The organism is Nonomuraea sp. NPDC049655 (assembly GCF_044465465.1).
Lineage (GTDB): Bacteria > Actinomycetota > Actinomycetes > Streptosporangiales > Streptosporangiaceae > Nonomuraea.
In genome coordinates, this window is record NZ_JBITLS010000021.1 from 24,039 (window position 1) to 43,281 (window position 19,243).

Sequence of the window (19,243 nt, forward strand, 5' to 3'; positions counted from 1 at the left end):
AAGGGGCCGTCAGCTCCGGTGGCGGCGGGCTCTGAACGCGGACATCAGGCGGTCGCGCGTGCCGTCGGACAACTTGCGTTCCGGCGGGAGCTCGCGCAGGGCCCGGACGGTCTCGCGGAACTGGTCGAGCTGCCGCGCGCAGTCGGCGCAGGCCGCGGCGTGCGCCTCGAACCCCTCGCGTTCGGGCTGGTCAAGAGCGCCGTCAAGGTAGGCGGTGATGAGTTCTACCAGCTCGTCGCACGTGAACCGCTTCACGACGTTGACCGCCTCACCTCTGAACGTTGAACCGTTTAACCTATTCTGACCGCTTCACGGACTGGTAGTAGCCTTCGAGCCGGTCGCGGACCGTGGCCCTTGCCCGGTGCAGGAGCACCCGTTGGTTGGCGGCCGAGATCTCCAGGATCTCGCAAACCTCCTCGGACGTGCATCCCTCCAGGTCACGCAGGGTGATGACGATCCGCTGCCGGGGCGGCAGGCCAGCCAGCGCCTCGCCGATGAGACCGCGCGCCTCCGAGGCGAGCACCGCGCCCTCCGGCGTCGGGCCGTCCACCTTCTGGGCCGGCTCGGCGGGCGGCTCGAACGCGCTCCACGGCAGCGTGCGGCTCTCGCGCAGGCCGCGTTTCTTGGCGGTGTTGACCAGGATGCGGTAGACCCACGTCTTGACCGAGGAGCGCCCCTCGAAGGCGTCGATGGCGCCGATCACCGCCAGCCACGTGTCCTGCACGACCTCCTCGGCCGAGTCGTCGGTGGACACGTAGGACCTGGCCGCCCGCAACATCCCCCGCGACCAGGTGTCGAGGAGCGCGGCGAACATCGACTCGTCCCCGGCCCGCAGCGCCGCGACGACGACGTCGTCCGGGGGCAGCCCACCGCCCGCGAAAGGCCCCACGATCGTTTCCTCCCGGTCGAGCGTCGGGGACATCATGACATCGGGCCGCGCGTCGTCCACGCCCGGCCTGCCGCCGGGCCCGTGCGGGACGTCATGCTCCAGGCTAGCCCTCACCCCCTCGCACCTGAAGATCGCACACCGGTCCACGCCCGCACGTCGTACGGCGGCACCCATGGGGAACCTTCCCCGGCGGAGGCCATCCAGCCGCGCGGGACCGGGATCGCCGCAGGTCAGTCGCGGTCGTAGTGGCAGACGGCCTCCAGCATGACGCCGTGCGGGTCGAGCCAGAACGCGGCGTGGTAGGGCGGCGGGTACTCGGGGAACTCCCTGGGCTCGTGCAGCACCTGCGAGCCGAGCTCCACCGCCCGCGCGTGCGCCTCGGCGACCGCGGACCGGCTGGGCAGCGAGAACGCCAGATGCTGGAGCCCGGTGCGGTGCCGCGAGTAGTCCCCGGACTCCTGCGCGGGGTAGAGGAACAGGTACGTGCCCGGCTTGTCGTTCGCCGGCATGTAGCCGATCTCCTCCTCGCTGCTGAAGAACTCCTTGAGACCGAGGTACGGCAGCAGGGCGTCGTAGTATTCCTTGGCCGCCCGCATGTCGGGGACGTTGATGCCGATATGACCGATCATGCAGGGAGTATCGCGGCCCCCGGCGGGCGACGGCAACGTGTCGGTCCCGGCTGTTACGGTCGCGGGCATGGGAAGAGGAGTGCCGCCATCCGGTGGCGAGAAGGAGAGCCTGCACGCCAGCCTCGACCGGCACCGCGACGTCATCGTGTGGAAGCTCCAGGGCCTGGGCGAGGAGCAGGTCAGGCGGCCGATGACACCGTCCGGCACGTCGCTGCTCGGCATCGTCAAACACCTGGCCGCCGTCGAGTACGGCTGGTTCTGCTCGACGTTCGGCCGCGAGGCCGAGCCGCTGTGGTTCGCCCCCGAGGACGACTTCGCGATCGGCGACCGGGAGACCACCGAGCAGATCGTCGCCTTCTACGGCCGGGCCCGCGCCGCCGCCGACCAGGCGATCTCCGACCTCCCCCTCGACGAGCCCGGCACCTCGTGGGCGGGCCGCCGGGTGACCCTGCGCTGGGTGCTCATCCACATGATCGAGGACACCGTGCGGCACGCGGGCCACATGGACATCCTGCGCGAGCTGATCGACGGCGCCACCGGCGACCACCCCCGCTGATCGCCTTTCGCTCCCGTCACAGGGTGGTGGGCAGCACCGGGCGGCCGCGCACGCCGGGGTCGGCCGCGAACAGGGCGCCCGCCTCGGGCTGCTCCCGGGCGTCCACCCCGAGCCTCGACGTGGTGACGTACAGCCGGTCGAGGCCGGGGCCGCCGAACGTGACCGCGGTGACCTTGCCGACCGGCAGCTCCACCACGGCGTCGAGCCGCCCGCCGGGGGTGTACCGGTGCACGGCGAACCCCTGCCAGAGCGCCACCCACACCCCGCCCTCGGCGTCGACCGTCAGCCCGTCGGGCGCGCCCTGGGCGGGGTCGATCGTCACGAACGGCCTGCGCCCGGTGAGCCCGCCCGCCGGGTCGTGGTCGAGGACGTCCACCCGGCCGGTGGCGGTGTCGGCGTAGTAGGCCAGGCCGCCGTCGGGGCTGAAGTCGAGGCCGTTGGAGACGGTGACGCCGCTGATCACCGGGCTGAGCGCGCCGTCCGGCCCGGCCACGTAGAGTGAGCCGGCTCCGGGGGTCTCGTCGTAGGGCATGCTGCCGATGTAGAAGCGGCCCTCGGGGTCGCAGCCGCCGTCGTTCATGCGCACGCCGGGGTCGCTCCACGCCTGGCCGAGCGGGCGCAGCGGCGCGTCGAGGTCGTCGGAGTCGGCCAGCAGCAGCTCGCGTTCGCCGGCTACCACGTAACCGCCGGTCACGCGCGGGCGCAGGGCCGCGGCGACCGGGCCGACGTGCCGCCGCCGCACGCCGCCGGAGTCGTCGAGGGCGAGCACGTCACCGGCCAGCATGTCCACCCACCGCAGCCCGCCCCAGCGGGCGGACCACACGGGCCCCTCGCCGTGCTCGGCCACCGGCCCGGTCACGGGGTACGCCTGCACGCTCATACCGGCCTCCTCGGCCCGATCCTAGCGTCGGACGCGATCATCGTTTCCCGCCCGCGGGCACGGGGGCCTCCAGCGGCTGCGGCGCGGCGCGGTGCCGTACGGGCTGGAGCTGCGCCACGAGGAGGGCGGCGAGCACGATGACGGCGCCGGCCACCTGCGCGAGCGTGAGCCGCTGGCCGAGCACCAGCCAGCCGAGCGCGGTGGCGACGACCGGGCTGAGCAGCCCGAGGAAGGTGACCTTGGTGGCCGACAGCTCGCGGATGCCCCGGAACCACAGGGTGTAGGCCAGGGCCGAGCCTATGATCGCGAGGTAGGCGTACCCGGCGAGATTCTCGCCGGTCAGGTGGGCGGGCGGCGGCCCCTCGACGAGGAACGTCACCGGGGCGAGCAGCAGGCCGCCGGCCGTCAGCTGCCATCCGGTGGTGGCCAGCAGCGGCGCGGGCGACTGCCAGCGCTTGCTGAGCACGACCCCGACGGCCATCACCACCGCGCCGCCCAGCGCGGCGGCCACGCCCAGCAGGTCGAGCCGGGCGTCGGCGCGCAGCACCAGCAGGCTCACCCCGGCCACGCCCGCCGCCGCGGCGAGCGCGACGCGCCAGGTCAGCCGCTCCCCCAGCAACCCCGCCGACAACAACGCGACCAGCAGCGGCTGGATGGCCCCCACGGTGGCGGCCACCCCTCCGGGCAACCGGTAGGCGCCCACGAACAACAACGCGAAGAACAACCCGATGTTGAGCGCGCCGAGCACCAGGGCACGCCACCACCAGTTCCCCTGGGGAAGCCGGCGGGTGATCGCGATCAGGATCAGCCCCGCCGGCAGGGCGCGGATCAACGCGGCCAGCAAGGGCCGGCCGGGCGGCAGCAGTTCGGTCGTGATCAGATAGGTGGTCCCCCAGATGGCGGGGGTGAGGGCGGTCAGCAGAACGGTTCCCGTTCGATTACTTAGCACTAAGACAAATTAACCGAACGCCGACGTTCCGGCCAGGTGATTTTCCTCACCGCTAAGACACTTGTAGGCTGCGAGGGTGGCTGACCAGGTCGACTACATCCTCAGGCAGTGGCACGCGCAGCGCCCTGACCTGGACGTCTCCCCCATGGCGGTGATCGGGCGGCTGTCACGGCTGTCCCGGCTCATCGAGGCCGAGCTGGGCCGTACGTTCGCCGGGCACGGGCTCGACCGGGCCTCGTTCGACGTGCTGGCCACGTTGCGGCGCAGCGAACCGCCCCACCGCCTGACCCCCGCCGCCCTGATGCGCGCGTCCATGGTCACCTCCGGGGCCGTCACCCAGCGGCTCGACCGGCTGGAGTCGCGGGGGCTGGTGCGGCGCACGCCCAGCGACTCCGACGGGCGCGGCGTGCACGTGACGCTCACCGCCGAGGGGCTCGCGCTGATCGACCGCGCGCTGCCCGACCATCTGGCGACCGAGCAACGGATGTTGTCGGCGCTCACCGGGCAACGACGCGACGAGCTGGCCGCCACCCTGCGCGACCTGCTCGAATCCCTCGGCGACCACACTTCCTGACGCGTGGGTCACTCGGGGGCGCCGCCCGCGGATCTGGTGGCCAGGGCGAACAGCAGGGCGGCGGCCGCCAGCGCCGCGCCGGTCGCGTACGTGAGGGCCGCGCCCGACGGCAGCGTGAGCCCGCCGAGCAGCGTGCCCGCGCCGATCCCCGCGTAGATCGCCGAGGAGTTGAGCGAGACCACCAGCGGCGCCTCCCCGGGCGCGGCGGCGATGAGCCGGTGCTGCTGCGGCGGCGTCTGGCACCAACTGCTCGCCCCCCACGCCAGCACCAGCACACCGACCAGCGCCACAGTGCCGACCGCAGGTCCGGCCGCAACACCGGCCGCCGCGCCGACCGCAGGGCCACCCGCCGGGCCGGCCGCGGCCATCCAGCCGAGCAGCCCCAGACTGACGGCCATGACCAGGTACGCGACCGGCAGCACCCGGTGCGCGCCCCACCGGTCGGTGGCGTACCCGGCGGCCAGGTTGCCGAGGACGGCGCCGAGCCCGTACAGGAACAGCATGCCCGCCGTCCCCTCCACGCCCACCGCGCGCAGGGCGGGCACGCTGTAGGCGTACACCGTGTAGCTGCCCGCCATCCCGAGCACGGTGAGCGGCAGGATGGCCGTCACCGCCGGCCGCCTCAGCACCTCCAGCCGGGCGCGCAGCGGCACCCGGGGCGCGCCCGGCAGCACCGGCATGATCGCGTACACCCCGGCGGCGACCGCCAGGCAGGCCACGGCCACCGCCCCCAGCGCGTACCGCCAGCCGAGCCGTTCGCCGGCCAGGTCGCCGAGCGGCACGCCGAGCGCCGTCGCGACCGTCAGCCCGCCCACCACCACGGCCAGCGCCCGCGCCCGCAGCTCGGGCCGCACCAGGACGGCCGCCACCGCGCCCGCGCCCGGCGTGTACGCCGCCGCCCCGGCCGCCGCCAGCACCCGGCTGACCACCAGCACGGGGAACGACGGCGCCAGCGCCGACCCCAGGTTGGCCAGCCCGAGCACGACCAGCGCCGTCACCAGCAGCGCCCGCCGCGGGACCCGCGCGGCGACGGTGGCCAGCACGGGCGACGACAGCGCGTACGCGACGGCGAACACCGTCACCGACTGCCCGGCCGCCCCCTCGGTGACCTCCAGCGACGCGGCCAGGTCCGGCAGGAACCCGGCCACCACGAAGGCGTCCGTGCCCACGGCGAACGTACCGAGCGCCAGCACCAGCGTCGGGGCGAGGCCCCGGGACTCCGTCTTATTCGGGACATTCAACATCCCGATTCTCCTTCCACGTGTGCGCCCCACGGGCGGGGTCGAATTCAGCCGCGAAGGCGTTCGTAGTGACGGCGCGCGCGGTCGGGGGCGTTGGCCGGAGCCGCGTCCATGAGGTCGGCGACCGTCTGGGCGGCCAGCTCGCGCCGCCAGGCGAGCTCGGCCCGGCGCATGGCCGCCGCGACCCCGCACGGATGCGCGAACTCGCGGGCGGGCGCCTCGGCCCCCGCGCCGCGCTGCCGGATCTCGGTGCACCTGAACGCCTCGTCGGGGCCCTCGACCGCGGCGACGACGTCCATGAGCGTGATCCGGGCGGGCGGCCTGGCCAGCCTGAACCCGCCCTGCGCGCCCGGCACCGAGGCCAGGACGCCCGCGCGGACCAGCGCCTGGAGCCGCTTCTTGAGATAGACGGGCGGCAGCTCGAACAGCGCCGCCAGCCGCCCGGTGGGCAGCGGGGCCTCGTCCTCCAGCCACGCCAGCACCAGACAGCAGTGGAGCCCCCACTCGACGCCTTCACCCATGCGCATGAAAGGGGATACTACATGTCCCTTTAAGGTCGGCCGCGGCGGCCCTGCCTGCCGCGCCGGGCGCGCGGCTCCGGCCCGGCGGCGGCCGTCCAGTGGGCGGGACGGGTCAGCGCGGCGGGCAGTTTCGTGGCGGGGGTGCCCTTGGCGGCGTTGACCTGGGCCTGGGTGAGGAAGACGCAGCCGGTGAGGTCGGCCCCGGACAGGTCGGCGCCCCGCAGGTCGGCGCCGATCAGGTCGGCCAGGCGCAGGTCGGCCCCGCGCAGGTTCGCGCCGATGAGGTAGGCGCCGCGCAGGTTGGCCGCGCGCAGGTCGGCGCCCTTGAGGTTGGCGCCGATCAGGTCGGCGCCGCGGTGCTCCCTGCCCCGCCGACCGGCCCTGACCAGCTCGCTCGTACGCAGCAGCAGCGTGTTGACCTCACCCCGGTGGGCGGCCACGTCGAGCCGCTGCAGGACTTCGGGGCTCTCGCGGGTCAGGCGCTCGGTCTCCTCGTACGCCGCCCGCAGCTCGGGGGCGATCTCCGCGGCGGCGTCGAGGGTCAGCGCCTCGGCGAGGTACCACAGCAGCTCGTGGAGCTGCCGCATGACCGGGAACACGGCGAACATCTGCCCGGACGTCTCAGGCGCGGCACGCCAGTCGCGGCCCTCGAAGGTGACCTGGGAGACCTTCTGCCCGGCGCCGAAGCAGTCGAAGACGGTGCAGCCGGGGAAGCCGCGCTCCCGGAGCTGGGCGTGGATGCCGCAGCGGAAGTCGTCGCGCAGGTTGACGCAGGGGCGGCCGGCGTCCTTGGCGACGGCGAAGTCGGCGGAGGCGGCGAACGGCAGGGCCACGCAGCACAGGCCGAAACAGCTCTCGCAGTCGGCCAGCAGGCCGAGCTCGCGCGGGGTCCTCTCGGGCAACGCTCTCCTTGTCACGACGGGGTGTGCCCAGGGTACCGGCGAGGTCAGTCCCGCACGTACGGCGTGGTCGTGGTCAGCGGGACGAACCCGAGCCCGAGCAGGATCGGCCGGCTCTGGTCGGAGGCGTCGACCTGGAGGTAGTCGTAGCCGCGCGCGGCGGCCCGCCGGGCCCGCCAGGCGACCAGCGCCCGGTAGAGCCCGCGCCCCCGCCAGCCCGGCACGGTGCCGCCGCCCCACAACCCGGCGAAGCTCGTGCCCGGGGACAGGTCGAGCCGGGCCGCGCTGACCGCCCGCCCGTCCGCCACCGCGAGGACGGGGACGACGGTGTCGTCGGACAGGCGGGCCAGCAGGTGGTCGCGCAGCCGGCCGCCGTCGGCGCCGAAGGCCAGCTCGTGCACCTCGACCAGCGCCTGCACGCCCGCCGCGTCGGTGACCGGCACCAGGCTCACGCCGTCGGGGGGCTGCACCTCGGTGTCGAGGTCGGCGACCCGGGCCACCATCACGGTCTCGGCCGGTTCGGCGGCGAACCCGGCGGCCAGGAGCCGGTCGGCCAGGTCGGCGGGCCGGTCGTGGGCGTACAGCTTCCACTCGAAGCCCAGGCCGAGGTCGCCGAAGAAGCGCACCTGGCGGGCGACGGCCGCGTCGGCGCTGCCCTCGTCGAGGCCGGACCACAGGACGCCGTTCCACGCGTGCGGCGGGCCGACCTGGCGGACGACGTCGGCGTCCCGCTCGACCCTGACGTCCGGCCCGTCGGGGCGCGCCTCCCGCCGCATCTGCCGGTCGAACAGCGCCAGCACCTCAGCATGATCCATTCGGCCGACCCTACCGCCCCGGCCGGGTCACTCGGCGGCCGGCCAGTCGTCGCCCCAGTCGACGTCGCGGGCCAGCCGGTACAGCTCGCCCTGCCGCTTGGAGACGACCACGTCGCGCACGCCCTCCTCGGCGGTGCACAGGCGCAGCGACACCAGGCCCTTGCGCTTCTGCGGGTGGCGCAGGACGCGTGCCGCCGCCCGCGGCCACTCCCCCCGCACGGCGGCCACGTAGGAGAACTTCTCGTCCTCGAAGCCGAGGGTGCCCGACTTGACGCGGCGGTGCAGGGTGGTGCGCGGCAGGCGTACGGAGAAGTGGCACCAGTCACGGCCCGGCCGGATCGGGCACGGGCCGTCGTGCGGGCAGGGGGCGACGACGGTCAGGCCGCACCCGGTCAGCGTCTCCCGGGCGGTGACGATGTTGGCGTATCCGGCGGGGGTGCCGGGCTCGATGACGATCACCATCGTCGCGTCCGCGGCCAGCCAGCGCACGACGTCGGCGTGCCGCTGCGCGGGCAGCTCGTTCAGGGCGTACGACATGGTGACCAGGTCGGCGGCGGGCCGGTCGAGCCCCGGGTCGATCGAGGCGCGCCGCCAGGTGACGTCGCGGACGGGCGCGGTCCTGGCCAGCCGCCGGCCGAGCTCGATGATCTGCGGGTCGTGCTCGACGACGGTGACCCGCTCCAGCGAGGGCCAGACCGGCCCGGCCGCCCAGACCGCCGCGCCGGTGCCGCCGCCCACGTCGAGCTGCGTCCGCGGCGCGAAGCCCGGGGTCATCGTGGCGGCCATGCGCATGGCGGTGCCCGCGGCGGCGTACGTGGCGGGCATGCGGTAGGCGGCGTAGGCCGCGATGTCGGCCGGAGTGCGCAGGTGCGGCGCGGCGGCGGACGGGCCGGTGCGGTAGCGCTCGGTGAGCTGTTCCGTCGCGCGGGACAGGTCGTGCGGCGCGAAGCGGGCCAGGGCCGAGTCCAGGGCGGTCCTGAGCTCGTCGGGAAGCATGGTCATCGTGTGGTCCTGGCGGTCGGGTCGGGGTCGGGGACGGGGCGGGCGACCGCTGCCAGGCGAGGAACGACGCCTCTGACCTGTCCGGCGATGTCGCGACGCAGCGTACCAAGCGGGCGGCGCGCTGCGGCGGCGGAGCTCAGCCGGGGGCCGGGGGCCGGAACAGGCGCCAGAACGACTGGGCCGCGGCGGCGTCGCGGCGGCCGCCGCACACCCAGTGCGTGATCACGCCGATGAGCGCCCCGGCCAGGAAGGCGGCGTGCACGTCGGCGGGCACGTCCTCGAACCCCGCCGGGCGGCTGCCGGTGGCGAAGCGGCCGGTCAGCTCCTCGGTGAGCCGCTCGCGCATCCGGGCGGCGAAGCGGGCGCTGCCCTGGCCGCCCAGCATGCGCTCGTACAGGGTGGCGTTGGCGGCCACGTGGTCGAACAGCTCCGCCAGCGGGGCCGGCGGCCGGTCGCGGGGGGCGTCGAGCGGGCACAGGGCGGCCGCCCGCGCCACGGCGGTGACGGCGTCCTCCATGGCGTCGGTGACCAGCGCGTCGACGTCCGGATAGTGCAGGTAGATCGTGGCGCGGTTGACCTCGGCGTGCTGGGCCAGCGCCGACATGGTGATGCTGCCCACTTCCTGCCGGGCGGCCAGGTCCAGCACGGCGGCCTTGAGACGGGCGCGGGTACGCCGCGCCCGTGGATCATCCGGGTTCACGCCGCCACTATACGACACATGTTGACTAATCGACAGTTGTCGCATAAATTGCCCGTCATGCGAATCGAAGTCTGGGCGGACATGGTCTGCGGATGGGCCCACATCGGGAAGCGGCGGCTGGAGAAGGCCCTCGCCTCCTGGGAGGGCGAGCCGGTCGAGGTGGTCTGGCGGCCGTTCCAGATCGATCCGTCGGCGCCGGCGAAGGCCGAGCCGCTGGCCGAGGTGCTGAGCGACCCCATGGTCGAGGAGGCGCTCCAGGTCTGCTCGCCCGGCCTGTCCCCGGCCGACAACCGGCTGCGGGTGGCCGGCATCGCCGCCGACGAAGGGCTCGGGCAGCAGTGGGGCGCGGCCTGGCACCCCAACACGCTGGAGGCGCACCGGCTGATCGCCGTGGCGTACGAGACGGGCGGCGCGGCGCTGCAGTCTGCCGTGGTCGGCCGGGTCCTGTCGGCCCACTTCGTCGAGACCCTCGACATCGGCGACCCGGCCGTGTTGTCGGCGATCGCCGCCGAGACCGGCGTGCCGTGGGACGGCAGGGGCGCCGGCCTGGTGCGCGAGCTGCTGCTCACGGGCAAGGCCAAGGGCGTGCGCACGTCGCCGACCATCGTGGCGGGCGGCCGCGCCCTGGCCGGGGCCCAGCCGCCGGACGTGATCAGGGACTTCCTGGCCGACGCCGCCGCTCACCCGGTCCGGCGGCTGCCCGCCGAGGTGGAGCGCCTGCGCCACGCCGAGTCGCTGCTCGACCAGCGCGACCCGCTCGGCGCGCTCACGCTGCTGCGCCCGCTGCTCGACGAGCACGGCACGGATCGCGGGGTGCGGCTGCTGGCGGCCCGCGCGTACTTCGCCTCGGCCCAGCTCGGCCGGGCGCGCACGGCCCTGGAGAGCCTGGTCGCCGAGGCGCCCGACGACTCCTACGCCCGCCACCTCCTCGGCCGCACCCTGCACCGCCAGGGCCGCCCGGAGGAGGCCGCCCCGCACCTGACCCTGGCCGCCGTCATGACCCCCGACTACGCCTGACGCTGAGCCCGCGGCGAACGCGACCTTCTCCCGCACCCCCGCGGGAGTAGGTTGCGGGGATGACGATCGCCTTTGACCAGGCCGGGCCCGCGTCGGGCGACGCCGTCGTGCTGGTCCATGCCGGGGTGGCCGATCGGCGCATGTGGGAGCACCAGTTCGCGGCGCTGTCGCGGCGTCATCGGGTGATCCGCTACGACCGGCGCGGCCACGGCGGGTCCGGCGACGCCGAGGGCGAGGTGTGCCACCACGAAGACCTGCTGGAGCTGATGGACACGCTGGAGGTCGGGCGGGCGGCGCTGGTCGGCTGCTCGATGGGCGGCGCGTACGCCGTGGAGGCCGCCCTGGCCGCGCCCGGCCGGGTGGCGGCCCTGGCGTTGGTCGGCTCCGGCCTGGCCGGACATCAGTGGCCGCCGGAGATGCTGGCGCAGGCCCGCGAACGCGTGCACACCTCGGTGCCCGCCGACCGGCTGGCCCGCTACCGCGAGGGCGGGGCGACCGGCGTCGATCCGCGTGACGTGCGGGCGATGGCCGAGGCGCACACGGCCTGGCAGGTCGCCGGGCCCGGCCGCGGCCGCGACGCGCTGCCCGGCGCGGTGTGGGAGGCGGCGGTGGAGATGTGCGCCCTGGTGTTCCAGCGGTCCTGGACCGGGCCCAGGTCGTCGGAGCGGTTCCTGTCCCCGCCGGCCGCGGGGCGGCTGCGCGAGGTCGCCGCGCCCACGCTGGTGATCAACGGCTTGTCGGACGTGCCGGGCATCCAGGAGGTGTCGGACATCCTGGCGGCGGGCATTCCGGGCGCGCGCCGCCTCGACCTGCCCGAGACCGGCCACTTGGCGCCCCTCGAACGCCCCGAAGAGGTGACGGCGGCGTTGACGTCGTTCTTGGCGGAGGTCTTCCCCCGCCCCTGACGCCCCCCTGACCAGCGGCCGTCTCAGCGGCCGGGCTCCAGGCGGCCCCAGGCGCGGCCGGTGCGGGCGGTGTCCTCGGTCAGGATCTCCCCGATGGCCGCGGCCAGCAGGTCGCGGTGGCGCGCGGGCAGGCCGGCGGCCAGCGTCTCCAGGCGGGCCGCCACCCCGTCGTGGGCGCGCACCGCGATCTCCGCGCCCGCCGGGGTCAGCTCGATCAGGCAGGCGCGGCGGTCACGCGCGTCGCGCACCCGGGCCACCAGCCCGCGTTTCTCGGCGCGGTCGACGAGCCCGGTCAGGCTCGACTTCTCCAGGTGCAGCGCCCGGGTCAGGCCGGTCATCCCGATGGGCCCGCCGACCAGCAGGCACAGGAGCTGGGCCTGCTGCGGGGTCAGGTCGTGCTCCCTGCTGACCTCGCCGTAGACCTGCTCGACCAGGTGCGCCAGGCGGACGAGCGCCTCGGTGAGGCTCAGACCCGGGGCTTCGGTGGCGACCATGCGACCAGTGTAATTGACAGTAGTTGGCGGCACGAACTAAATTTACTTCGCGACACCAACAGTTCGCACAACCAACCAATGGGTGAGCCCCTCATGCCCGACTACGGTCACGACCTGCAGTTCAGCGCCAACCTCGTCCCGGCCGCCGGGCAGGCGGACGAGGTCGTGGCCCTCGCCCAGCTCGCCGAGCGCGCCGGGCTGGACCTGGTGACCTTCCAGGACCACCCCTACCAGCCCGCCCTCCTCGACACCTGGACGCTGCTCAGCTTCGTCGCCGCGCGCACCGAGCGCATCCGGCTGGCCGGCAACGTGCACCCGCTGCCGCTGCGCCCGCCGGCCGTGCTCGCCCAGGCGGCGGCCAGTCTCGACCTGCTCAGCCACGGACGGTTCGAGCTGGCGCTCGGCGCGGGCGGCTACTGGGACGCCATCGGGGCCATGGGCGGCCCCCGGCACACCCCGTCCGAGGCCGTGGCCGCGCTGGAGGAGGGCATCGGGATCATCCGCGCGGTCTGGGACATCGGCACGCGCGGCGGCATCCATCACCGCGGCGAGCACTACCGGGTGGACGGGCTCAAGCGCGGCCCGCGACCGGCCCACGACATCGGGATCTGGCTCGGGGCGTACAAGCCGCGCATGCTCCGGCTCACCGGGCGGCTGGCCGACGGCTGGCTGCCCTCGCTCCCCCGCTTCCAGGACGTCGCCGCCCTGGGCGAGGGCAACGCCGTCATCGACGAGGCCGCGCTGGAGGCCGGTCGGTCGCCGTCCGACGTGCGGCGGCTGCTCAACCTGGGCGGTCCGCTGCCCGCCGCGCAGCTCGCCGAGCTCGCGCTCGTCCACGGGGTGAGCGTCTTCATCCTCATGTCCGGCGATCCGCGCGAGATCGAGCGCTTCGCCGCCGAGACCGCCCCGGCCGTACGGGAGCTGGTCGCCGCCGGACGCGGACAGTCGCCGGAACCGGCCAACCGCGCCGGGACCCGCGCCGCGATCCAGGTCTGGGACGAGGCCACCAGGCCCACCGCGCCCGACCCCGACCCCGGCCGCCGGTACACCCCGGCGGAGCAGGCCGCCGGGCAGCACCTCGTGGACGTGCACGACCACCTGCGCGCCGAGCTGGCCCAGCTCCGCGACCTCGTCGAGCAGGTGGCCGCCGGCACGATCGACGCGGGCGCGGCCCGTTCGCAGATCGCGACCATGACGATGCGGCAGAACAACTGGACGCTGGGGGCGTACTGCGAGTCGTACTGCAGGCTCGTCACCATGCACCACACCGGGGAGGACAGCATGGTCTTCCCGAAGCTGCGCCGCGCCGAGCCGGGGCTCGCGCCCGTCCTGGACCGGCTGCAGGAGGAGCACGAGGCGATCCACAAGATCATCGAACGGGTGGACCGGACTCTGGTCGCCTTCGTCGGCGAGCCCGGCGGCCTGGGCGACCTGCGCGCCGCCGTCGACCTGCTCAGCGACGCGCTGCTGTCCCACCTGTCGTACGAGGAGCGGGAGCTGGTGCCGCCGCTGTCGAGGCACGGCTTCTAGCGGCGCCCGTTCCGGCGGCCCGGCTGCCGGCAACAGGGTCGCCGGGGGCCAGGTCACCAGGGGCCGTGCCGCCGGGGGCCGGGAAGGCGTGCCGGCGGGCGGCGGCCACGACCGCGAGGGCGGCGAGCGCCACCGGGAGGGCGGTCCAGGGCAGCGCGCCCGCCCCAGCGCCCTCCAGCACCAGCCCGCCGGTGAGCGACCCGGCCGCGATGCCCGCGTTGTAGACGGTGGTCTGCATCGACGTGGCCACGTCGGCGTGCTCCGGCCCCGAGGCGATGACCAGCGCGGTCTGCAGCAGCGTCGGCGCTCCCCCGAACGCCGCGCCCCACAACGCGACCGCGCCCAGCAGCACCCCGGCGGACCCGGCGTACAGACCGAGGGCCGTCATGGACGCGGCCACCGCGGCCAGCGCCACGAGCAGGGTCGCCCGCGGCCGCCTGTCGATCACCGCGCCGACCACCCAGATGCCCGCCACCGTGGCCACGCCGAACACCAGCAGCACGGTCCCCGGACGGCCGAACCCGGCCTGCTCCGCGAACAGCGCCAGGTACGTGTACATCGCCTGGTGCCCCAGCAGCACCAGCGCCGTCACCGACAACACGGTCCTGACGCCGGGCACGACCGCGACCTGCCGCAACGGCACCCGCCGCGCCGCCGGTTCGCCGGGGAAGGGCGGCACCTTCCACAGGACCCAGCCCACCAGGACCACCGCCACCGCCGACAGCGACCCGAACGCCGCCCGCCATCCGACGGCCGCCGCGAGCTGCGTCCCGGCCGGGATGCCCGCGCACAGCGCCACCGTGATCCCGGCCGAGACGATCGCGATGGCCCTGCCGCGGCGCTCGGCGGGAACCATGCGGGCGGCGTACCCGACGAGCATGGCCCACAGGATGCCGCCCATCGCCCCCGCGCCCACCCGCGCCGCGAACGTCACCGCGTACGACGACGACACCGCCGTGACCGCGTTGAGCAGCGCGAAACCGAGCAGCGCGGCCACCAGCACCTGCCGCCTGGGCAGCCCGCGCAGCAACGCGGTGAGCGGGATCGCGGCCAGGAAGGAGGCGACCGCGTAGGCGGTCACGAGGAACCCGGCCGTCCCCTCCGGCACGCCGAGGGCGGCGGAGAGCTGCGGCAGCAGGCCCGCCGGGAGGAGTTCGGTCATGACGGCCGTGAACGCCGCCGTGAACAGCGCGAGCAGCCCCGCCCACGGGAGTTTCGCAGGAGACATGCCGCCTATGCTGAAACCTTCACATCAGTGTGAAGGCAAATCCCGAGGGAAGCATGAAGATCGGACAATTGTCCCAGCGTACGGGCGTGCCGACGCGCATGCTGCGTTACTACGAGGAGCAGGATCTGCTGCACCCCGACCGCGCCGTCAACGGCTACCGGGACTATCCCGAGTCGGCGGTGTACCGGGTCCAGCAGATCCGCGGCCTGCTCGACTCCGGGCTCACCACGGAGATCATCCGCCGCATCCTGCCGTTCCTGAACAAGCCCGACGAGATCCACCTGCATCCGGAGTGCCTGACGCCGGAACTGGCCGAGCTGCTGCGGGCGGAGGCGGGCCGCATCCAGCAGCGCATCGACTGCCTGTCCCGCAACCGGGACGCCATCCACGCCTACCTGGCCGCCGTACGGTCCGCGGCGGACGGGGGCGCACCCTCGGAGTGACCGTTCCGCAGGGACGGGAGTCCGGCCTCGGGCTGATCGTTCCGCTGCGCATCCGGTCTGCTGGAATGAGGGCATGGAGACCCTGGCCGACCTTCTCTCGGACGCGGCGGCGGGCCGCCCGCCCGCCCCCGACGGCAGCGTGACCGTCCTCCCCCAGCCGTCGGAGCGCGACGCGGGGATCATCGCCTTCACCGCCCACACGGTGGTCTTCGCGGACGTCGATCCGGCTCGGGTGCACGCCCTGCTGCCCGCCGGCGACCTGTCGGCGCCGCTCATGCCGGCGTTCCTGACGGCGATGGAGGCCGCGACCGGCAGGCGGACCGGCAACCTCGACCTGCTGGCGCTGGCCGCCCCCGCCCCCGGGCCGCCCCCGCTCCCGCTGGAGGAGCTCACCGCCGGCGACCATCCGCGCGTCGTCCGGGCCCGCCGCTACCGGGACGCCGTGCGCGTGTGGGTCACCGGCGACGGCGCCGGCCTGGTCACGCTGGGCCGCGGAGTGGCGGGCCGCTGGGAGGCGGCCGTCGAGGTGGAGCCCGAGCACCGCGGGCGCGGGCTCGGCAGGTCGCTGGCCGCGGCGGCCAGGCACCTGACGCCCGGCCCGCTGTGGGCGCAGATCGCGCCGGGCAACGCCGCGAGCGTACGGGCCTTCCTGGCCGCGGGCTATCTGCCGATGGGGGCCGAGGTGCTGCTCGTTCCGGAGAACGGCTGACTCGGAGGCGTCGCGCGCCCGGCGTCCGCTTGCGCCGGAACGCCGTGCGGAAGGCCCGTCCGCCCTTGCCAGGCCGGGGTTGCCGGTGTCCGGGAGTTTGCTGGTAGGGGGCCCGCTGTTGGGGGAAACCGGGTGTGGCGCTGCGGAGGGCGTCCAAGATCGCTACGTATAGTGATGGCCGATGTCACTTCGTGATTACAGGGGGAGCTCATGAGAGGTAACCTCATCGCCGCCGGCGGTGCACTGCTCGTCGCGGCCGCGGTGTTCAGCATGGCCGGCGTGGCCGCCGCGGACGCCTGGTCCGACGAGAGGCACTGGCACCCGGACAACTGCAGCCTCGGAACGAACGACGACTCCACGTACCACCACGTCACGAAGTACGGCCGGTTCGCCGGCACCCGTGACGCCGACGCCTGCAAGGGCGGCGAGCACGGGCACGACTCCGACGACGACGAATGGGGCTGGAAGCACGACCACGGCCGCCACAACTGGCCGGGCAGCGGCAACGGCAACTGGATCGGCCACGGCTACGGCCCCGGCGCGGGGGTCGGCGTCGGGGGCTGACGCCCTCACCCACCTCGATCCCGGCGCCCCCGCGGGGCGCCGGGATCGACGCACGCCCCCGCCCTGCCACTCAGAGCGCTGATATCTTCTGCCGTAAAGAGATCCGGGGCAGAGGAGAGTCGTACCGTGGTCGTCTTCGCCGGGCAGGGGGACGCGCGCCGTTCGATGGCGTTGTTGTGGCGGACCGAGGAGCCGGGCGAGTCGCGTCCCGGCCCCAAGCCGGGCCTGAGCGTGGACCTGATCGTCGACGCCGCCATCGCCGTCGCCGACGCCGAGGGCATGGCCGCGCTGTCCATGCGCAAGGTCGGCGAACGGCTCGGCCGTACCGGCATGGCGCTCTACACCTACGTCCCCAGCAAGGGCGAGCTGGTGGACCTCATGTACGACAAGGCCCTGGGCGAGCTGCCCACCGCCCACGACCTGGCCGGGGGCTGGCGGGCGGCGGTCACCGCGTGGGCCGGGCATCTGTGGCACTTCTACCAGCGCCATCCCTGGGTGCTCCAGGTGTCGCAGGCCCGTCCGGTGCTGGGCCCCAACGAGTTCGCGCTGCTGGAGAGCCTGGTCGCGATCCTGCGTGAGACCGGCCTGCGCCCGCCCGCGCTGCGCGGCGTGGTGTCACTGCTGTTCGACTTCGTCCGCGGCGCGGCCCGGACGGTCGCCGAGTCCCGGCAGGCCCCGTCGGCCACCGGCGTGTCGGACGAGGAGTGGTGGCACACCCGCTCCCAGCTGCTGGAGGAGGTCGCGCCGGGCTTCCCGGCCCGCTTCCCCATGGTGGCCTGGATCGAGAGCGAGGGCAGCGTCCCCGGCGAGGGCGAGCCGTACCTGGAACACCAGGTGAACGAGGCGTTCACGGTCGGGCTCACCGTGCTGCTCGACGGCGTGCAGGCCGCCGTCGAGCGGACCGGCCCGCACGCCGGGCCGGTCAGCGCCCCTTGAGGAAGGACGCCCAGGCTTCCAGGCCCGGCTCGGGGTCGGCGCGGCCCACGCCGAGGCGGAACCGGTCGTCCGGCGTGGACGTGAGCTCCGAGCGGTAGACGCCCGCGGGCAGCAGCAGCACGCCGGCCTGCTCGACCAGCTCGGCGCAGAACGCCTCGACGCCGTCCGGCCCCAGGTAGCGGGGGAAGGTGACGCAGCCGCCGTCGGGCGCCCGCCATTCGAACAGGTCGCCGAACTCGCCGAAGAACGTCTCGAAGCGCGGCAGGTTGGCGGCGATGATCCCGCGGTTGCGCTCCAGGATGCGGTCCCGGGCCTTGATGGCGATGCGGGCGAGGAGCTCGCTGGGCGCGGAGTTGCAGATGGTCGTGTAGTGCTTGGCGCGTTCGAGGCGGGCGCGCAGCTCGCGGTCGCGGCAGGCGATCCAGCCGATGCGCAGGCCGGGCATGCCGAGGGACTTGGAGGTGACGTTCAGCGAGAGCGCCGCCGGCGACAGGTCGGCGGCCTGCGGCAGCGTGCGGGCGGGGTCGAGCTCCAGGCCGCGGTAGACCTCGTCGCTGAACAGGTGGATGCCGCGCTCCTCGCACAGCGCGGCCAGCCGGGCGAGGTCGGCCGCGCCGATGACCTTGCCCGTCGGGTTGTTGGGGAAGTTGACCGACACCACGCGGGTGTTCGGCCGGATCGCGGCCTCCACGGCGTCGAGGTCGAGGGCCCAGGCGCGGGCCGGGTCGAGCGCGACGCCGGTGACCTCGCACAACGCCATCGGCACCGTCTCGGCGGACTGGTAGCACGGCGTGACCACCACGGCGTGGTCGCCGGGGCCGAGCAGCACCTGCATGGCCAGGTACAGGGCTTCCTGGGCGCCCGCGAAGACGACCACGTCGTCCGCGCCGACGCGCTCGTAGGTGTCCGCGACGGCCTGACGCAGCCCCGGGTCGCCGAAGGTCTCGGTGTAGCCGAGGGACAGCGTCTCCCAGGCGTGCCTGTCGTCGTCGCCGGCCAGGGCGAGCAGCTCGGCCATGGTCATGGTCTGCGCGTCGGAGGCGGCCAGGTGGTGGCGGGCGGTGAACTCCCAGCGGGAGAAGTAGACCTCCAGCCGGAAGTCGGGAAGCGGGGTCACGGTCGGCTCCTCCTGAGCTCGGCGAGCAGGGCGTAGAGGGTGGAGCGGGACGTCCGCAACGCCCCCGCGACGACGGACGACGCCCGCCGGACGGTGAAGACCCCGGCCTGGTCCAGCTCGGCCAGCACGGCGAGGCGGTCCTCGCGGGTCAGCCGCTCCACCGGCCGGCCGTGCTCGCGGACGTAGGCGCCGACGATCTGCCGCACGCGCTCGGTCCAGTCCTGCTCGAACAGCCCCTCCGGACGCGGCGCCGACGGCGCGGCGAACGCGGCCAGCAGCGCCGCGGCCTGCTCCAGTGGGGTGCGGTCGAGGTTCACGCAGAGCACGGCGGACGGCTCGCCGCCGGGGTCGCGCAGCACGGCGCTCACCGACGACAGCCGCCGCCCGTCGGCCAGCAGCTTCTCGTAGGGCCCGTAGACGCCGTTGGGCGAGGGGTCGAGCCGGTCGAGCTCGCCGAGCAGCGACGGGGCGCCGGGGCCGCGCCCGGACATCGGGTTCCACACGCCCAGGACCCGGTCGCCGCGGACGTCGTGCAGGACCACCTCGGCGTACGGGGCCAGCAGCGCGGCCACCGCCTCGCACACCGGCGACCACAGCCGCACGCGCTCATCCGTGTTCGTCACGCCCGGATGCTATGTCCAATTC

At 74.4% G+C, this 19,243-nt stretch carries 24 protein-coding genes; 9 read left to right on the forward strand and 15 right to left on the reverse strand.

Translation table 11 applies throughout. The features are described from left to right. Positions 1 to 9: 9 nt before the first annotated feature. The 3 genes from ACIBQ6_RS46655 to ACIBQ6_RS46665 all read right to left on the reverse strand — a co-directional run bounded on the left by ACIBQ6_RS46655 (position 10) and on the right by ACIBQ6_RS46665 (position 1,518). Positions 10 to 255 carry an anti-sigma factor family protein gene (locus ACIBQ6_RS46655; RefSeq protein ID WP_397219096.1) on the reverse strand — a complete coding sequence of 82 codons (246 nt, stop codon included), beginning with the start codon at positions 253 to 255 and terminating at the stop codon, positions 10 to 12. 40 nt (positions 256 to 295) lie between these two features. Then, positions 296 to 1,003: a sigma-70 family RNA polymerase sigma factor gene (locus ACIBQ6_RS46660; protein WP_358299560.1), complete on the reverse strand. Its 708-nt coding sequence runs from the start codon at positions 1,001 to 1,003 to the stop codon at positions 296 to 298. Between the two features lie 116 nt (positions 1,004 to 1,119). Continuing rightward, positions 1,120 to 1,518 (reverse strand): VOC family protein, encoded by a 399-nt coding sequence (locus ACIBQ6_RS46665; RefSeq protein WP_397219097.1) that lies wholly within the window; start codon positions 1,516 to 1,518, stop codon positions 1,120 to 1,122. Between the two features lie 67 nt (positions 1,519 to 1,585). Here ACIBQ6_RS46665 and ACIBQ6_RS46670 point away from each other — a divergent pair, with 67 nt between their 5' ends. After that, positions 1,586 to 2,074 carry a DinB family protein gene (locus ACIBQ6_RS46670; RefSeq protein WP_397219098.1) on the forward strand — a complete coding sequence of 163 codons (489 nt, stop codon included), beginning with the start codon at positions 1,586 to 1,588 and terminating at the stop codon, positions 2,072 to 2,074. Between the two features lie 16 nt (positions 2,075 to 2,090). Here ACIBQ6_RS46670 and ACIBQ6_RS46675 read toward each other — a convergent pair whose 3' ends face one another. Beyond that, the gene (locus ACIBQ6_RS46675) at positions 2,091 to 2,954 is read right to left on the reverse strand and encodes an SMP-30/gluconolactonase/LRE family protein (protein WP_397158406.1); all 864 of its coding nucleotides are present in this window, start codon (positions 2,952 to 2,954) and stop codon (positions 2,091 to 2,093) included. 37 nt (positions 2,955 to 2,991) lie between these two features. Continuing rightward, positions 2,992 to 3,903, reverse strand: coding sequence for an EamA family transporter (locus ACIBQ6_RS46680; protein WP_397219099.1), 912 nt, complete (start codon positions 3,901 to 3,903; stop codon positions 2,992 to 2,994). A 76-nt stretch (positions 3,904 to 3,979) separates the two neighbouring features. Here ACIBQ6_RS46680 and ACIBQ6_RS46685 point away from each other — a divergent pair, with 76 nt between their 5' ends. Then, on the forward strand, positions 3,980 to 4,477 hold the full coding sequence (locus ACIBQ6_RS46685; protein ID WP_358299545.1) for a MarR family transcriptional regulator: 498 nt from the start codon (positions 3,980 to 3,982) through the stop codon (positions 4,475 to 4,477). Positions 4,478 to 4,485: 8 nt separating this feature from the next. On the opposite strand, the gene ACIBQ6_RS46690 is transcribed toward ACIBQ6_RS46685, so the two are convergent. The 6 genes from ACIBQ6_RS46690 to ACIBQ6_RS46715 all read right to left on the reverse strand — a co-directional run bounded on the left by ACIBQ6_RS46690 (position 4,486) and on the right by ACIBQ6_RS46715 (position 9,655). Further along, positions 4,486 to 5,721 (reverse strand): MFS transporter, encoded by a 1,236-nt coding sequence (locus tag ACIBQ6_RS46690; RefSeq protein WP_397219101.1) that lies wholly within the window; start codon positions 5,719 to 5,721, stop codon positions 4,486 to 4,488. A 44-nt stretch (positions 5,722 to 5,765) separates the two neighbouring features. Next, on the reverse strand, positions 5,766 to 6,245 hold the full coding sequence (locus ACIBQ6_RS46695) for an Rrf2 family transcriptional regulator (RefSeq protein WP_358299540.1): 480 nt from the start codon (positions 6,243 to 6,245) through the stop codon (positions 5,766 to 5,768). Between the two features lie 23 nt (positions 6,246 to 6,268). Further along, entirely contained in the window at positions 6,269 to 7,141 is an 873-nt protein-coding gene (locus tag ACIBQ6_RS46700; RefSeq protein ID WP_397219102.1) for a pentapeptide repeat-containing protein, read from the reverse strand. A 44-nt stretch (positions 7,142 to 7,185) separates the two neighbouring features. Further along, on the reverse strand, positions 7,186 to 7,953 hold the full coding sequence (locus ACIBQ6_RS46705; RefSeq protein WP_358299534.1) for a GNAT family N-acetyltransferase: 768 nt from the start codon (positions 7,951 to 7,953) through the stop codon (positions 7,186 to 7,188). Positions 7,954 to 7,980: 27 nt separating this feature from the next. Further along, positions 7,981 to 8,955, reverse strand: a complete 975-nt coding sequence (locus tag ACIBQ6_RS46710) for a small ribosomal subunit Rsm22 family protein (protein WP_397219103.1) — start codon at positions 8,953 to 8,955, stop codon at positions 7,981 to 7,983. 136 nt (positions 8,956 to 9,091) lie between these two features. Next, positions 9,092 to 9,655 carry a TetR/AcrR family transcriptional regulator gene (locus ACIBQ6_RS46715; protein ID WP_397219104.1) on the reverse strand — a complete coding sequence of 188 codons (564 nt, stop codon included), beginning with the start codon at positions 9,653 to 9,655 and terminating at the stop codon, positions 9,092 to 9,094. Positions 9,656 to 9,712: 57 nt separating this feature from the next. Here ACIBQ6_RS46715 and ACIBQ6_RS46720 point away from each other — a divergent pair, with 57 nt between their 5' ends. Together ACIBQ6_RS46720 and ACIBQ6_RS46725 are read left to right on the forward strand one after the other, a co-directional pair. Beyond that, positions 9,713 to 10,672, forward strand: a complete 960-nt coding sequence (locus ACIBQ6_RS46720) for a DsbA family protein (protein WP_397219105.1) — start codon at positions 9,713 to 9,715, stop codon at positions 10,670 to 10,672. A 59-nt stretch (positions 10,673 to 10,731) separates the two neighbouring features. After that, complete coding sequence (locus ACIBQ6_RS46725) at positions 10,732 to 11,577, forward strand: alpha/beta fold hydrolase (RefSeq protein WP_397219106.1); 846 nt, start codon at positions 10,732 to 10,734, stop codon at positions 11,575 to 11,577. A 23-nt stretch (positions 11,578 to 11,600) separates the two neighbouring features. Here ACIBQ6_RS46725 and ACIBQ6_RS46730 read toward each other — a convergent pair whose 3' ends face one another. Further along, a complete protein-coding gene (locus tag ACIBQ6_RS46730) occupies positions 11,601 to 12,071 on the reverse strand; it encodes a MarR family transcriptional regulator (RefSeq protein WP_358299520.1) in 471 nt (156 codons plus the stop codon). Between the two features lie 93 nt (positions 12,072 to 12,164). Here ACIBQ6_RS46730 and ACIBQ6_RS46735 point away from each other — a divergent pair, with 93 nt between their 5' ends. Further along, entirely contained in the window at positions 12,165 to 13,601 is a 1,437-nt protein-coding gene (locus ACIBQ6_RS46735; protein WP_397219107.1) for an LLM class flavin-dependent oxidoreductase, read from the forward strand. Here ACIBQ6_RS46735 and ACIBQ6_RS46740 read toward each other — a convergent pair. Next, complete coding sequence (locus ACIBQ6_RS46740; RefSeq protein ID WP_397219108.1) at positions 13,525 to 14,829, reverse strand: MFS transporter; 1,305 nt, start codon at positions 14,827 to 14,829, stop codon at positions 13,525 to 13,527. The two genes, ACIBQ6_RS46735 and ACIBQ6_RS46740, sit on opposite strands and share 77 nt — an antisense overlap. 53 nt (positions 14,830 to 14,882) lie before the next feature. Between ACIBQ6_RS46740 and ACIBQ6_RS46745 the strand changes: the two genes are divergently transcribed. From ACIBQ6_RS46745 to ACIBQ6_RS46760, 4 genes are all read left to right on the forward strand, one after another. Beyond that, positions 14,883 to 15,272, forward strand: a complete 390-nt coding sequence (locus tag ACIBQ6_RS46745; RefSeq protein WP_352328115.1) for a MerR family transcriptional regulator — start codon at positions 14,883 to 14,885, stop codon at positions 15,270 to 15,272. 73 nt (positions 15,273 to 15,345) lie between these two features. Beyond that, positions 15,346 to 15,981, forward strand: coding sequence for a GNAT family N-acetyltransferase (locus tag ACIBQ6_RS46750; RefSeq protein WP_397219109.1), 636 nt, complete (start codon positions 15,346 to 15,348; stop codon positions 15,979 to 15,981). A 210-nt stretch (positions 15,982 to 16,191) separates the two neighbouring features. After that, a complete protein-coding gene (locus ACIBQ6_RS46755) occupies positions 16,192 to 16,545 on the forward strand; it encodes a hypothetical protein (protein WP_358299506.1) in 354 nt (117 codons plus the stop codon). A 126-nt stretch (positions 16,546 to 16,671) separates the two neighbouring features. Beyond that, entirely contained in the window at positions 16,672 to 17,481 is an 810-nt protein-coding gene (locus tag ACIBQ6_RS46760; RefSeq protein WP_358299503.1) for a TetR/AcrR family transcriptional regulator C-terminal domain-containing protein, read from the forward strand. Here the strand turns inward: ACIBQ6_RS46760 and ACIBQ6_RS46765 are convergent. Together ACIBQ6_RS46765 and ACIBQ6_RS46770 are read right to left on the reverse strand one after the other, a co-directional pair. Next, positions 17,468 to 18,598, reverse strand: a complete 1,131-nt coding sequence (locus ACIBQ6_RS46765; protein ID WP_397219110.1) for an aminotransferase class I/II-fold pyridoxal phosphate-dependent enzyme — start codon at positions 18,596 to 18,598, stop codon at positions 17,468 to 17,470. The genes ACIBQ6_RS46760 and ACIBQ6_RS46765 overlap by 14 nt on opposite strands. Further along, complete coding sequence (locus ACIBQ6_RS46770; RefSeq protein WP_397219111.1) at positions 18,595 to 19,221, reverse strand: transcriptional regulator; 627 nt, start codon at positions 19,219 to 19,221, stop codon at positions 18,595 to 18,597. The genes ACIBQ6_RS46765 and ACIBQ6_RS46770 overlap by 4 nt, the downstream gene beginning before the upstream one ends. Positions 19,222 to 19,243 lie beyond the last annotated feature (22 nt).